At 46.9% G+C, this 14,785-nt stretch carries 12 protein-coding genes; 5 read left to right on the top strand and 7 right to left on the bottom strand.

Annotation, left to right across the window (positions count from 1 at the left end):
• Positions 1 to 103: 103 nt before the first annotated feature.
• From glyS to dnaA, 6 genes are all read right to left on the bottom strand, one after another.
• Positions 104 to 2,161, bottom strand: a complete 2,058-nt coding sequence (gene glyS / locus IEW88_RS14725; RefSeq protein ID WP_147904513.1) for a glycine--tRNA ligase subunit beta — start codon at positions 2,159 to 2,161, stop codon at positions 104 to 106.
• Positions 2,161 to 3,093, bottom strand: coding sequence for a glycine--tRNA ligase subunit alpha (glyQ, locus tag IEW88_RS14720; RefSeq protein WP_046519754.1), 933 nt, complete (start codon positions 3,091 to 3,093; stop codon positions 2,161 to 2,163). Before glyQ ends, glyS begins: the two co-directional genes overlap by 1 nt.
• A gap of 150 nt (positions 3,094 to 3,243) precedes the next feature.
• Entirely contained in the window at positions 3,244 to 5,664 is a 2,421-nt protein-coding gene (gene gyrB / locus IEW88_RS14715; RefSeq protein ID WP_053423969.1) for a DNA topoisomerase (ATP-hydrolyzing) subunit B, read from the bottom strand.
• Between the two features lie 2 nt (positions 5,665 to 5,666).
• On the bottom strand, positions 5,667 to 6,767 hold the full coding sequence (gene recF / locus IEW88_RS14710) for a DNA replication/repair protein RecF (RefSeq protein ID WP_147904514.1): 1,101 nt from the start codon (positions 6,765 to 6,767) through the stop codon (positions 5,667 to 5,669).
• Positions 6,768 to 6,770: 3 nt separating this feature from the next.
• Complete coding sequence (gene dnaN, locus IEW88_RS14705) at positions 6,771 to 7,880, bottom strand: DNA polymerase III subunit beta (protein ID WP_147904515.1); 1,110 nt, start codon at positions 7,878 to 7,880, stop codon at positions 6,771 to 6,773.
• A gap of 12 nt (positions 7,881 to 7,892) precedes the next feature.
• Positions 7,893 to 9,254, bottom strand: coding sequence for a chromosomal replication initiator protein DnaA (gene dnaA / locus IEW88_RS14700; protein WP_147904610.1), 1,362 nt, complete (start codon positions 9,252 to 9,254; stop codon positions 7,893 to 7,895).
• A gap of 446 nt (positions 9,255 to 9,700) precedes the next feature.
• Here dnaA and rpmH point away from each other — a divergent pair, with 446 nt between their 5' ends.
• From rpmH to mnmE, 5 genes are all read left to right on the top strand, one after another.
• The gene (gene rpmH / locus IEW88_RS14695) at positions 9,701 to 9,835 is read left to right on the top strand and encodes a 50S ribosomal protein L34 (RefSeq protein WP_008897167.1); all 135 of its coding nucleotides are present in this window, start codon (positions 9,701 to 9,703) and stop codon (positions 9,833 to 9,835) included.
• A 19-nt stretch (positions 9,836 to 9,854) separates the two neighbouring features.
• Positions 9,855 to 10,226 (top strand): ribonuclease P protein component, encoded by a 372-nt coding sequence (gene rnpA, locus IEW88_RS14690; protein WP_082101823.1) that lies wholly within the window; start codon positions 9,855 to 9,857, stop codon positions 10,224 to 10,226.
• Positions 10,178 to 10,441, top strand: a complete 264-nt coding sequence (gene yidD / locus IEW88_RS14685) for a membrane protein insertion efficiency factor YidD (protein WP_008897166.1) — start codon at positions 10,178 to 10,180, stop codon at positions 10,439 to 10,441. Before rnpA ends, yidD begins: the two co-directional genes overlap by 49 nt.
• Positions 10,442 to 10,444: 3 nt before the next feature.
• Positions 10,445 to 12,079 carry a membrane protein insertase YidC gene (gene yidC / locus IEW88_RS14680; RefSeq protein WP_147904516.1) on the top strand — a complete coding sequence of 545 codons (1,635 nt, stop codon included), beginning with the start codon at positions 10,445 to 10,447 and terminating at the stop codon, positions 12,077 to 12,079.
• A gap of 79 nt (positions 12,080 to 12,158) precedes the next feature.
• A complete protein-coding gene (mnmE, locus tag IEW88_RS14675) occupies positions 12,159 to 13,523 on the top strand; it encodes a tRNA uridine-5-carboxymethylaminomethyl(34) synthesis GTPase MnmE (RefSeq protein ID WP_147904517.1) in 1,365 nt (454 codons plus the stop codon).
• A 7-nt stretch (positions 13,524 to 13,530) separates the two neighbouring features.
• On the opposite strand, the gene IEW88_RS14670 is transcribed toward mnmE, so the two are convergent.
• Complete coding sequence (locus IEW88_RS14670; protein WP_147904518.1) at positions 13,531 to 14,718, bottom strand: YbfB/YjiJ family MFS transporter; 1,188 nt, start codon at positions 14,716 to 14,718, stop codon at positions 13,531 to 13,533.
• Between the last annotated feature and the right edge of the window lie 67 nt (positions 14,719 to 14,785).

Here is a 14,785-nt window from a genome sequence, read left to right as displayed (position 1 = left end):
TAGGGCTACACTTTTTGACAATAACTTTGGGTTCTGTGTTTTCACGGGAACATCAAAAAAGGAGCCGAAGCTCCTTTTTTAATTATTATCAATCAGTTACATATCACTGCAATACAGAAATATCCGCTACACGCAGGAATAACTCACGTAATTGCTGTAACAAAGCCTGACGGTTTAAGCGTACTGCGGCGTCATCAGCGTTTACCATCACTTTGTCGAAGAACTGGTCTACTACATCGCGCATGGCGGCAAGATGGCTTAAGCCCTCAGCGTAGCTGCTTACAGTGGCCTGATAAGCCTGTTCAGCCACTATGGTTTTGTACAGAGCTTGTTCCGCTTCTTCGCTCAGCAGAGCGCTGTTAACGCTGGCAGGAATAGCTTCTGTGACTTTGGCCAGAATATTCGCTACCCGCTTATTGGCGGCAGCTAAAGCTAAAGCAGCGTCCAGTTTGCGGAATTCAGCTACAGCTTTGACACGACGGTCGAAGTCGGCCGGATTGGTTGGACGACGGGCTAATACAGCCTGGATCACGTCCACACCAAAGCCTTCGCCTTCGTACCAGGCGCGGAAACGGCCCAGCATAAAGTCCAGTACTTCGTCGGATACGCTGGCCTGAGTCAGCTTGTCACCGAAGGTGGTTTTGCTGAATTCAATCAGTTCAAGCAGATCCAGAGGTAACTGTTTTTCCACCATAATACGCAGTGCACCAATGGCAGCACGGCGTAAGGCAAACGGATCTTTGTCGCCTTTTGGCGCCTGACCTATACCAAAGATACCGACCAGCGAATCCATTTTATCGGCGATGGCTACAGCACAAGCTTCAAGCTGGCTTGGCAGGCTGTCACCGGCAAAACGTGGTTTGTATTGCTCGTTCAGCGCTACAGCCACAGCTTCGGCTTCACCGTCCAAACGGGCATAATGCATACCCATCACGCCCTGCACTTCTGGGAACTCGCCAACCATATTGGTCATTAAGTCGGTTTTGGATAACAAACCAGCGCGTTCTGCATGAGTAACATCAGCACCAATTTTGCCGGCAATAAAAGCGGCCACTTTGGCGATACGCTCTGATTTCTCTAACAAAGTACCCAGCTTTTGCTGGAACAATACTGTGCTTAAGGCTGGCAGACGATCGACCAGTTTGGTTTTAGCGTCTGTAACAAAAAAGAACTGAGCGTCAGATAAACGTGGGCGCACCACTTTTTCGTTACCAGAGATAATCTGGCTTGGGTCTTTGCTGGCGATATTGGCGACAAAGATGAATTTATTCAGCAACTTGCCATTGTTATCAACCAGCGGGAAATACTTTTGGTTGTCTTTCATGGTGGAGATTAACGGCTCAGCCGGAACTTGCAGGAAACGTTCTTCAAAAGAACCGACCAGCACAACTGGCCATTCAACCAATGAAGCCACTTCTTCCAATAAAGCATCATCCATCAGTGCCACGCCGTTTAAGGCTTTGGCCTGAGCTGCTACGTTTTCAGCGATAATAGCTTTACGTTTGGCAAAGTCGGCAATGACATAAGACTGTTCAAGCGTACTTAAATAGCTATCAGCATTTTTAATCTCAACCAAAGCTGGTGCATGGAAACGGTGGCCATAGCTGACACGACCTGACTCTTTGCCAAGAATAGTAGCAGGCACTACGTCATCACCTAATAACAAGGTCACAGTGTGCACAGGGCGGATAAATTCAGCTGTTGAATTCCCCCAGCGCATTGGCTTGGCAATAGGCAACTTAGCTAAAGCAGTAGTGATTACAGCTGGCAATAAAGAAGCTGTGCTTTCACCTTTAATCAGCGCTTTATGAATCAGCCAGGCGCCTTTGTCAGTTTCTAAACGTTCGGCTTGATCTGCAGTAATACCGTTTGATGCGGCCCAGGCTGCAGCAGCTTTAGTGGGCTTGCCATCGGCATCAAAAGCAGCAGCCAAAGCCGGGCCACGTTTTTCTACCACTTTGTCTTGTTGCTGCAAGGCTAGTTGGTTGACACGAACCGCTAAACGGCGCGGCGCTGCATACCAGTGGACCTCGCCATGGCTCAGGTTCTGCTTGGCCAGTTCTTCAGTGATATTGTCAGCAAAGGCGGTCGCCAGAGTTTTTAAAGCTTTTGGTGGTAATTCTTCGGTACCAATTTCTACGAAAAAATCTTGCACAGACATTATGCCTCCTGCGTTGACTGGTTACGGCGCTTGCTATCACTACATAAGGGAAAACCTAACTTTTCCCGCGCAGCGAAATAGGCTTCAGCACAGGCTTTAGCCAGGGTGCGCACCCGCAGAATATAACGCTGACGCTCAGTCACAGAAATGGCGTGACGGGCATCCAATAAGTTAAACGCATGTGAGGCTTTCATTACTTTTTCATAAGCAGGTAAAGCTAAACCTGCTTCAATCAGCTTCTGGCTTTCGGCTTCACACTGGTCGAAGTATGCGAACAGCGCAGGTACGTCCGCATATTCAAAGTTGTAAGTGGACTGCTCTACTTCGTTCTGGTGGAACACATCACCGTAAGTGACACGACCTAAAGGACCGTCCGCCCAGACCAGATCATAAATACTGTCGACGCCCTGGATGTACATCGCCAGACGCTCTAAACCATAGGTAATTTCGCCAGTAACAGGACGGCACTCTAAGCCACCTACTTGCTGGAAATAAGTGAACTGAGTCACTTCCATGCCGTTTAGCCACACTTCCCAACCCAGACCCCAGGCGCCCAGCGTTGGCGATTCCCAGTTGTCTTCGACGAAACGGATATCGTGCACCAGGGTATCAATACCCAGTTCACGCAGGGAACCTAAATACAGCTCCTGAATATTGGCTGGTGACGGCTTTAAGATCACCTGAAACTGATAGTAGTGCTGCAGACGGTTAGGGTTTTCACCGTAACGGCCATCAGTAGGACGGCGGCAAGGCTGCACGTAAGCCACGTTGGTAGGCTCAGGGCCTAAAGAACGTAAGAATGTCATCGGGTGGAAAGTACCGGCCCCTACTTCCATATCCAGCGGCTGAACAATAACGCAGCCCTGGCGTGCCCAATAATCTTGTAATGCCAGGATCAACCCCTGGAAGGTCTTCATATCGTACTTTTGCATTAGCCTGACCTGCTGGTAAAAATGACTGAAAAGTATACCTATTTGCGGCGTCGAACTGTAGCGCTAAGCCGCGTTTTTTATGGGTTTTTTAAGCTTTATTAAATTAGAAAGGCTCCGTGAGGAGCCTTTTCTGTTTTCAAGCTTTACAGCTTACACGTCCAGGTTTGCAACCCGCAGCGCGTTTTCTTCAATAAAGTTACGGCGTGGTTCTACGTCGTCACCCATCAAGGTATTAAACAACTGGTCGGCACCTATGGCATCTTCAATAGTCACACGCAGCATGCGGCGGGTATTTGGATCCATAGTGGTTTCCCATAACTGTTCAGGGTTCATCTCACCCAAACCTTTATAACGCTGGATATATAAACCACGTTTCGACTCGGCCATTAACCATTCCAGTGCTTCGACAAAGCTTTCTACTGGTTTGATCTTTTCGCCACGGCGGACATAACCACCCTCTTCAATTAAGTCACGGATTGCAGTGCCTAATTCAACAATGCGGCCGTAATCGACAGAAGTGATAAAGTCGTAATGCAGCAGGTATTCATTGTCGATACCGTGCTGACGGATGATGACTTTTGGTATAAACAGCTGACGCTCACGGTCTTCTACAACCGCATAACCATAGCTTGAACCATCACCTTCACGTTCTTGTAAACGAGTAATGATGTTTTTGGCCCAAGTTTCGGCCAAAGCTGCGTCTTTGCACAGCTCAGGCGTAATGGCAGGCACATACACCAGTTCGTTTAATAAGTTCGATGGGATCTTACGGCTTAAACGAGTGATAGTGGCTGTGACCTTATGGTATAGCTGTACCAATGTTTCCAGCTGAGCACCGCCTATGCCTGGAGCATCGGCATTAACATGCAATGTCGCTTCATCCAGCGCCAAAGTCGTTAAGTACTCAGTTAAGGCCGGGTCATCTTTAATATATTGTTCTTGCTTACCTTTTTTCACTTTGTATAAAGGCGGCTGAGCAATATAGATGTAACCACGTTCAATCAACTCTGGCGTTTGACGATAGAAGAAGGTCAATAACAGAGTACGGATGTGAGAACCGTCGACGTCAGCATCCGTCATCAGGATGATGCTGTGGTAACGGGTTTTATCCGGGTTGTATTCGTCACGACCTATACCACAACCTAAAGCTGTGATCAGGGTGCCTACTTCCTGCGAGGAAATCATCTTGTCGAAACGGGCTTTTTCTACGTTGAGGATTTTACCTTTCAGCGGCAGAATAGCCTGGTTTTTACGGTTACGGCCCTGCTTGGCAGAACCACCCGCAGAGTCACCCTCTACCAGGTAAAGTTCTGATAAAGCTGGGTCTTTTTCCTGACAGTCGGCCAGTTTACCCGGTAAACCTGCGATATCTAAGGCACCTTTACGGCGCGTCATTTCACGGGCTTTACGGGCCGCTTCACGGGCACGGGCAGCGTCTACAATTTTGCCGACGATAATTTTGGCTTCGCCCGGGTTTTCTAACAGATATTCGTTCAGTTTTTCATGCATTGCACTTTCAACTGCAGACTTCACTTCACTGGACACCAGCTTGTCTTTGGTCTGAGAACTGAACTTAGGATCCGGCACTTTAACGCTGATAACAGCAGTTAAGCCTTCACGAGCGTCGTCGCCTGTGGCAGAGATTTTCATCTTTTTAGCGTAGCCTTCGTGCTCCATATAGGTGTTTAACACCCGTGTTAAAGCAGAACGGAAACCGGCTAAGTGAGTACCACCATCCCGTTGTGGAATGTTGTTGGTGAAACAATAAATACCTTCCTGGAAGGAATCGTTCCACTGCATCGCTACTTCTACAGAAATACCATCTTCTTCACGCTGAGAAGTGAAGTAAAAGGCTTTCTGGTGAACCGGAGTTTTAGTGCGGTTTAAGTACTGCACAAAAGCTTCGATACCACCTTCGTATTTGAAATGGTCGGTTTTGTCGTCACGTTCGTCGGTCAGAATAATGCTGACACCAGAGTTCAGGAAAGATAGTTCGCGCAACCGTTTGGCCAGAATATCGTAGTGGAAATTGATATCGCTGAAAATGGTTGGGCTTGGCCAGAAACGAATCGAAGTACCAGTGCCTTCAGTTTCACCTATAACTCCTAACGGTGCGTCAGGCACACCTAAACGGTAGATTTGTGAATGCACTTTTTGCTTACGGCGAATGGTCAGCTCTAACTTGTCAGATAAAGCGTTGACTACCGATACACCTACACCGTGCAAACCACCAGACACTTTGTAAGAGTTATCATCAAATTTACCACCGGCGTGTAATACCGTCATGATCACTTCAGCTGCAGATACACCCTCTTCGTGCATATCTGTAGGAATACCACGACCGTTGTCGCGCACCGATACTGAGTTATCGGTATGGATAGTTACCCATACATCAGTACAGTGGCCAGCTAAGGCTTCATCGATGGAGTTGTCGACAACTTCGAATACCATGTGGTGTAAGCCTGAACCGTCGTCCGTATCACCGATATACATACCGGGTCTTTTACGTACGGCATCCAGGCCTTTTAATACTTTGATACTCGACGAGTCGTAAATATGTTCTTCGGCCATCTTCATTCTGTCCGTATTGTTATCTGTCCGTGTTCCACGTGAAACAATGCTGGATTCACATCCGGTATTGCTGGCAGAACCTGATCAGTATTAATCGCTGAAATAAATACCTGCGAATTAATGGTGTTTAAAAAACTAAATATATGACGCTTGGAATTATCGTCTAATTCCGAGGCCAAATCATCAATTAATAACACTGGCTTTTTATGGCCATAGTTATAAATCACGTTACTTTGCGCCACTTTCAGCGCAAAGAGTAATACTTTGAGTTGTCCACGTGACAACACTTCTTCGACCGCCTGGCCCGCTACTTTCAGCTTTAAATCCGCCTTTTGGGGGCCAAACTGACAATGTCCTAAACGCAAATCCTGCAGAAAATTTTGCTGCAGTAACTGCTGTAATTGCTCTGGCGTTTCGATTCGTTCAGGCCAGCCTGAATACAACTGCAGGGTTAAACCCGAAGCCCAGTGCGCATCAACCAATAGAGGCTGAACCGCTGTATCTAAAGCTGAAATATAACGCTGGCGTAAAGCCTGTAGTTCAAATGCCAAACTGGCCAGATTCTGGTCCCAGTAGGCATATTCATCGTTATAACGCTTTTGTGTTTTTAACAACGCATTGCGATGTTTCAACACTCGCTGCAATTTGCTCCACAAGGAATAGAAACTGTGTTCCACGTGAAACAATCCCATATCGAAAAACTGCCGTCTTTCTTTTGGCCCGCCCAGTAGTAGCCTAAAGCTCTCTGGGGTTATTAATTGTACCGGCAGCAATTGCGCCAGTTCTGAGACACGGTGCAGGTCTTCGCCGTTTAACCGCATCCGTAGCTCGCCTTCGCGTTCGCGCTGCAAGCCCAAATTTAATAACTGCTCTGCCATTTCAACTTTGGCATTCAGTAAAAATGCTGGTTGTTCGTAGCGGATCAGCTTTTCTGGCTTACTGCTGCGAAAAGAGCGGCCATGCGCCAAATAATAAATGGCCTCGAGCAAACTGGTTTTGCCGCTACCATTTTCGCCATAAATCAGGTTTATCCCGGGACGAAACTCTAAATGAGCTTCGGCAATGTTGCGAAACTGCTGAATTCTAAGCGTATTTAATGCCATTCACTATAAACGCATTGGCATCACAACATACATGGCACCTGACTTAGCACCGACGCCTTCAATCAGCGCACTGGAGTTACCGTCACTTAAATGCAGCACCACCAGGTCGGTTGATAAGGTATTGAGTACGTCGAGCAAGTAGCCGACGTTAAAACCAATCTCCAGCGTATCGCCCTGGTATTCCACTTCGATACTTTCTTCGGCCTGTTCGTGTTCCGGGTTATTCGCCACAATCTGCAGCTCGCCTGAACTCAAAGTAAAACGCACGCCACGGTATTTTTCATTCGATAAAATAGAAGCGCGAACACAAGAGTCTTTTAATACATCACGGTGTGCGGTCACCAGCTTAGTGCTGTTGCGTGGCAAAACACGACGATAATCAGGGAAACGGCCGTCAATCAATTTACAGCTGAAGCTGAACTGAGTATCGGTTAAACGAATATGGTTTTGACCTAAACTTAACGTCACCAGTTGATCATCAGCAATCAATAAACGCATGACTTCCAGCACACCTTTGCGCGGAATAATGATTTGTTTTTGATGACCGGCCGTAGCAGCCAATTCAATAGAACTCATGGCCAGACGGTGACCGTCGGTTGCGACAGAACGTAAAGTGCCGTTATCTACTTCAAATAACAAACCGTTCAGGTAATAGCGCACATCCTGGTTCGCCATAGAAAATGCTGTATCATCTAGTAAATGACGTAACTGGCTGCGTGGTAACTGCAAGTCAACTTCACCTTGCCAGCTTTCTAAATTTGGATAATCGTTGGCACTTAAAGTCGATAACGTAAATTTACTTTTGCCTGTGCTGACCACACAGTTATCGCCCTGCACTGTGACACTTAATAAAGAGGTGTCAGGCAAACTACGGCAAATATCCAGAATCTTTTTCGCCGGCACAGTTATACGGCCTGGACTGATCAGTTGCTGGATAGGTGACATAGCCACCAATTCGATTTCTAAATCGGTACCGGTCAGAATGAGCTGACCGTCTTCGCGCGCTTCAATCAACACGTTCGACAAAATAGGTAAAGTATGGCGCCGTTCAATAGCACCTGACACCATTTGTAAGGGTTTGAGCAGAGCGTCGCGTTCAATAGTAAATTGCATCACCATTCCCTATTATGAAGACAATGTTCGAATTAAGTTTTGGAAATCTTCTTTAATTTCATGCGTCTCTTCTTTTAACGATTCGATTTTACGACACGCATGCAACACAGTGGTGTGGTCACGGCCACCAAAAGCATCGCCAATTTCCGGCAAGCTGTGGTTGGTCAGTTCTTTCGCCAAAGCCATCGCCATTTGACGTGGGCGGGCCACTGAACGACTGCGGCGTTTGGACAATAAATCCGCCACCCGTATTTTGTAATACTCGGCCACAGTTTTCTGAATATTCTCAATAGTGACTAACTTGTCCTGCAAAGCCAGCATATCGCGTAATGCTTCGCGCACAAAGTCGATGGTAATAGGACGGCCAGTAAAATTGGCATTAGCAGAAATACGGTTTAACGCCCCTTCTAATTCACGCACATTAGAGCGCAAACGTTTAGCGACAAAAAACGCCACTTCTTCCGGCAAACGAATATTGATCTCCTGCGCTTTACGCATCAGGATCGCAACCCGGGTTTCTAACTCTGGTGGTTCGATCGCTATAGTTAAACCCCAGCCAAACCGGCTTTTTAAGCGCTCTTCCACGCCGTCTATTTCTTTTGGGTAACGATCGCTGGTTAAAATGATCTGTTGGTTGCCTTCAAGCAAAGCATTAAAGGTATGAAAGAACTCTTCCTGGGAACGATCTTTTTTCGCGAAGAATTGAATATCATCGATAAGCAGCGCATCCACAGAGCGATAATAGCGTTTAAACTCTTCTATCGCATTGTTTTGTAAGGCTTTAACCATATCCTGTACAAAACGTTCTGAGTGCATATAAATCACTTTAGCATCAGGCTTTTTCGCCAGAATACCGTTACCTACCGCATGCAATAAGTGAGTTTTACCTAAACCAGTACCGCCATATAAAAATAGCGGATTATAAGCAGTGCCCGGATTGTCGGCCACTTGCTTGGCTGCTGCGCGCGCTAACTGGTTCGATTTACCTTCAACAAAGTTATCGAAGTTATGCTTCGCATTGACGTTGCTGTTCACTATAGTTTTTGGCGCTGGCTCAGGCATAGCGGCCACCGGAGCTGCAGCTGGAGCAACCCGTGGTAATTGATTCACAGGGCTAGCTAAAGGCTTTTGGGTTGAACCTACATCAAAGCGCAGCCGTGGCGCATGATCGCCACAATAGCCCTGGATCAGTTCATTGATCCGGTTCAGGTATTTGTCACGCACCCAATCCAGCACAAAGCGGTTAGGCGCATACAAAGTCAGTGCGTCATGCGAGCTGTCAGCTTGTAATGGACGGATCCAGGTTCCAAAATCACGAGCTGGTAGCTCGGCTTGGAGCGCTTCGAGGCAATTTTTCCAAACGGACTGATACACCATATCTCCAAAAGCCCCTAATAATTATTATTTAGTTAGGCAGGCGTAAGTGAAAAGAGCAGCATTATCATACGATCTTATCCACAAGTTCAATATTGACTTTTGCAAAAATGCGACGAGCGACAAAAACAATATGTAACCTATTGTTTTATATTGAAATAAACCTCTTATTCCATTTACTGATATGCAAGCAAAAGATCAGACCAAAGCGGTCCAAAAACCGCTGTTTTTTAAAACAACTCACATTTTATCCCAGTTAAATGACCTGCCTTGTGGACAACTTTTAAAGATCAGTAAAAAATAATGATCAGATCAGCAGAAACAGAAGGATCTGCATTGACAACAGCTGCTGACCCGCTTAGAATTCGCGCTCTTTTTTAATCGCTGCGTTTTGGTTTTTACTAAAACACAGACCCTTAGTAAATATCGACCGGACGGACGAAGTTATGAAAAGAACATTTCAACCTAGCGTTTTAAAACGTGCTCGCGTCCACGGCTTCCGTGCTCGCATGGCTACCAAAAATGGCCGTCAAGTGATTGCACGTCGCCGTGCTAAAGGCCGCAAGCGCTTAACAGTCTAGTCAGATTCGTAAGCGCTGCGTGGTCAGCTATACATTCAGCAGGGAGTTACGTCTGTTAACTCCCCGCGAATTCGACAACGTCTTCCAAAATCCTTTTCGGGTTTCTTCTCCTCTCTTTACTATCTTGTGCAAACCTAATCAGTCTGTTCATCCAAGACTTGGTCTGACTATTGCCAAAAAACGTGTTAAATTAGCCACGCATCGAAACCGCATCAAAAGATGTTCACGGGATAGCTTTCGGCTACACCAACATGAACTTCCACCTGTTGATTTAGTTTTGATGGTAAAAGGTGATATCAGCAATACGCCCAATGAAGAATTGCACAAGCAACTGGATAAGTTATGGGGCAAAATAGCTCGCCAATACAAAACACTGGTGCAAGACTGCTAATTTCCACTGTGCGTGGTTATCAGAAGTTGATCAGTCCGTTATTTGGACCCAGTTGCCGGTTTTATCCCACCTGTTCTCATTACGCCATTGAAGCCATAGAACGCTTTGGTGCTGTAAAAGGTGGTTGGTTAACTACAAAACGTTTATTAAAATGTCACCCCTTACATCCCGGTGGTGAAGACCCGGTTCCACAAAAGCAGAAAGAGACTAACTAACAGATGGATTCTCAACGCAGTTTATTAGTGATAGCCCTCGCCTTCGTGAGCTTATTGTTATGGCAGGCATGGCAAACCGATCACGCGCCTAAACCAGTCACTCCGGTCACTGAACAAAGCACAACCACTTCAGCAGGTTCAGCCGACTTACAATTAAGCAGTTCTGGTACTTCAGCTCAAGCTGCGGCGCCAGTAGCTACTCAACAAGTGATCACCGTCAGTACTGATGTATTAAAAGTACAAATCGACACTAAAGGTGGCGATATTGTTGATTTAACTTTACCAGCTTTTACTCTGACTAAAGACAGCGACCAGCCTTATCAGCTGATGCGTAAGTTGAACGGTTTTGAATACGTGGCACAATCTGGCTTATTGGCAGACGGTCCGGATGATAAACGTAATAGTGGTCGTCCTGTGTACAGCGTTGCACAAACCAACTACCAGTTAGCCAATGGCGAACAGCAAATAGTAGTACCTTTAACCTTTAACCATAACGGTTTAGAGATTGAAAAACGCTACATCTTTACCGCTGGAAAATATGATGTCCGGGTAGAATATTTGCTGAAAAATACCACTGCGCAAACGAAGTTAGTGCAGTCTTACCAGCATCTGGTGCAAACCATTGATAACGGCAAAAGCAGCAGTATGATGATGCCTATTTATCGTGGTGGTGCTTTCTCTACTTCAGACAAACGTTATGAAAAATATACATTTGAAGATATGCAGGAAACTAACCTGGCTCAATCTACCAAAGGTGGTTGGGTGGCTATGCTGGAGCACTACTTTGTTGCCGCCTGGGTTCCGGAAAAAACTGCAGACAATCAGCTGTATAGCTTAGTGAATAACGGTAACGGGATTGTAGGCGTTAAAGGCCCTGAATTGACAATCCCGGCCGGAGAAAGCCTGACTATTGCTTCTACTTTTTATGCAGGTCCAAAGGATCAGGATAACTTAGCCGCTATTGCGGACGGTCTGGATCTGACAGTCGACTACGGTTTCTTATGGTTTATTTCCCAGCCTTTATTCTGGTTACTGACCTTGATCCAGGGTTTTGTCAGCAACTGGGGCGTGGCTATTATTATCATCACCTTGATTGTGAAAGGTGTGATGTACCCTCTGACCAAAGTGCAGTATGAGTCTATGGCCAAGATGCGTAATCTGAAGCCAAAAATTGACGAACTACAAGCCCGTTATAAAGACGACCGTCAAAAGATGGGCCCGGCCATGATGGAACTGTACCGCAAAGAAAAAGTAAACCCTATGGGTGGTTGCTTACCTATGCTGGTGCAAATGCCAATCTTCCTGGCGTTATACTGGGTGTTTGTTGAGAGTGTGGAATTACGTCAGGCTCCGTTTATGTTGTGGATCCAGGATTTATCCACCCAAGACCCGTATTATGTGTTACCAGTGCTGTTTGGTATCAGTATGTTTGTGATGCAAAAACTACAGCCTATGACAGTGACGGATCCAATGCAGCAAAAAATTATGCTGTGGATGCCAGTAGTGTTCTCCGTATTCTTCCTGTGGTTCCCAAGTGGTCTGGTGTTGTACTGGTTAGTCAGCAACCTGATTTCATTGGCCCAGATGTTGTATATCTACCGTGGCATGGAGAAAAAAGGCTTATACACTAAGGCCTGATGCTCCTGAGCTACACTTCGAAGGCCTGTTTTCAGGCCTTTTTGTTTTGTTGAGTTTAAAAACGTTTGAGGTTTGATCTATGTACAGCACAGACACCATTGCCGCTCAGGCCACAGCCACAGGTCGTGCCGGTGTAGGCATAATAAGGGTATCAGGTCCTGCCGTATCCGCGGTAGCTTCTGCCATTCTGGGCAAAGTGCCTAAACCCCGTACCGCTGAATACCTGCCGTTTTTAGACGCACAACAACAAACTTTGGATCAGGGCATCGCCTTGTATTTCCCCGGCCCTAATTCCTTTACCGGAGAAGATGTACTGGAATTACAAGGCCACGGCGGCCCTGTACTTTTAGATATGCTGCTGCGCCGTGTGCTGGATATAAAAGACGTGCGCATAGCGCGCCCCGGCGAGTTTTCTGAACGGGCTTTTTTAAACGACAAACTGGATTTAACTCAGGCCGAAGCCATAGCCGACTTAATTGACGCAAGCTCAGAGCAAGCCGCCCGTTCCGCTATGCATTCGTTGCAGGGTGAGTTTTCGCGCAAGATACATGATTTGGTCGAAAAAGTAATTTACCTGCGGATTTACGTTGAAGCTGCTATCGACTTTCCGGACGAAGAAATCGACTTTTTATCCGACGGCAAAGTGGCTGGTGACTTAGCAGAAATTATTTCTGATTTAGCCGGCATCCAAAAACAAGCCACTCAAGGCAGCATATTGCGTGAAGGCATGCGTGTGGTAATAGCTGGCCGACCTAATGCGGGCAAATCCAGCTTATTAAACGCTTTGGCCGGCCGTGAAGCCGCCATAGTGACAGAAATCGCAGGCACCACCCGTGATGTGTTGCGTGAGCATATTCATATCGACGGTATGCCTTTGCATATCATCGACACCGCTGGTTTACGTGAAGCCACAGACAAAGTAGAACAAATAGGCATAGAACGCGCCTGGCAGGAAATAGAGCAGGCCGACCGCGTGCTCTTTATGGTCGACGGCACCACCACCAACGCCACCAGCCCGGCCGAAATCTGGCCAGATTTTATGTCACGTTTACCCAAAGATTTAGGCTTAACAGTGATCCGCAATAAAGCTGACTTAACGGGCGAGACGACGGGTGCCAGTCAGGACGGTGACTATCCGGTGTTTCATATCTCAGCCAAAACCAATTCAGGCATCGAAGAGTTACGCGATCACCTCAAAGCCTGTATGGGCTTTGACGCCAATACCGAAGGCAGCTTTATCGCCCGCCGCCGCCATTTAGACGCGCTGGAACGCGCTGCAGAGCATTTAGCCATAGGCGATGCTCAGTTACATAACCACTTAGCTGGCGAGCTGTTAGCAGAAGAACTACGCCTGACTCAGCAACACCTGAATGAAATCACCGGCGAATTTAGTTCGGATGATTTATTGGGCAGGATATTCAGCTCGTTCTGTATCGGCAAATAACTCAATTCTAGTTCCCTCCCCGCATTGCCAGGTGATCGCTGGCGGTGCGGCGGATCAGCAGCGTCAGTACTCCTGCTCCACACAACGTAATCACGCTGGCCAGTAGTAAACCTGAATCAAAACTGCCGCTTTGTTTGGCTAAATAACCACTGATCGCAGGTGCAATAACTTGGGCAGTGCCATAACAAAGCGTCATCTTGCCCATCAACTGAGCAGGTTTTTCTGGTAATAAGCGCCCTGCCATCGTCAGCATTAAGCTGACGCAACCGACAAAACTGATGCCAAATAAAAAGGCACTGAACAATAACGCCAGCGCCTGACTCCAAAGCACGGGTAACACAATAGCCAAAGCGTTCAGCAGTAAAGCCCAACGTAAACTGACTAAATAACCTGAACGTCTTGCAACCCTATCCCAGAAAATCGCTGCTGGTGCGGCTCCTATACCTAAAGCAAAAAATGCCCAGTTACCAAAACCTGTTAGTTCTACATTTAAGCTCGCCATAGCGACAATAAAAGTGATAGTGACCACATAGCCATAACCGGCGCAGAAATACATCAAAAATAAGGGCCAGAGGAAACTACGCGGTAAGGCTAAAGGAGTTGCGTCTGTGTTGTTGCCGGATAACGCCAGCTGTGGTGCGGGTAACCAGCGCCAGGCCGGAACTATCAGCACCAATCCGAGTACACTAAGCGCCAACCATTGCTGATCCCAACTCAAAGCCGCAGCGCTAAGCAGCTCTACGAATAAAGCGACTAAAGCTATGCCCAGGCCCAAGCCTGCAAAATGTAACCCCAGTTCAGCTTTAGCGCCACGCGCAGCCAGCTGCTGCAAAATAAGACCTGAGGCCAATAACATTGAAGCTGCAGAACTTAAACCTGCCAGAAAGCGCCACAAGCCCCAAAATAGCGGGTCTGAACTATAAGCTGTGGCCAGTGTGCTTAGCACCGCAAAAACCAAACCTATACGATAGGCATAAAACTTCCACTGCCAGTCTTTTAACCTTACAGCCAATAAAGCACCGGCAAAATACCCCAGGTAATTGACTGCGGCTAAATAGCCGGCCAGAGCTTCAGTAAGGCCTGCGCCGGACATTAAAGGAATAAGCGGGGTGTAGGCAAAACGCGCTATACCCAAACACAACAGCTGACTAAAAAAACCAGCCAACAGGAAGCGGCGCGCCACTGGATCAGACATACATTCCCTTCTTTTAGCACTCGCATATTTTCATCAGATTGACAGCCAACCCAACGCAAAGCTATAG

Origin of the sequence: Rheinheimera tangshanensis (genome assembly GCF_014645135.1) — a bacterium.
Taxonomy (GTDB): domain Bacteria; phylum Pseudomonadota; class Gammaproteobacteria; order Enterobacterales; family Alteromonadaceae; genus Pararheinheimera; species Pararheinheimera tangshanensis.
The sequence above is the reverse complement of the archived record's forward strand: the minus strand, read 5'-3'. Positions and strand labels throughout refer to the sequence as shown.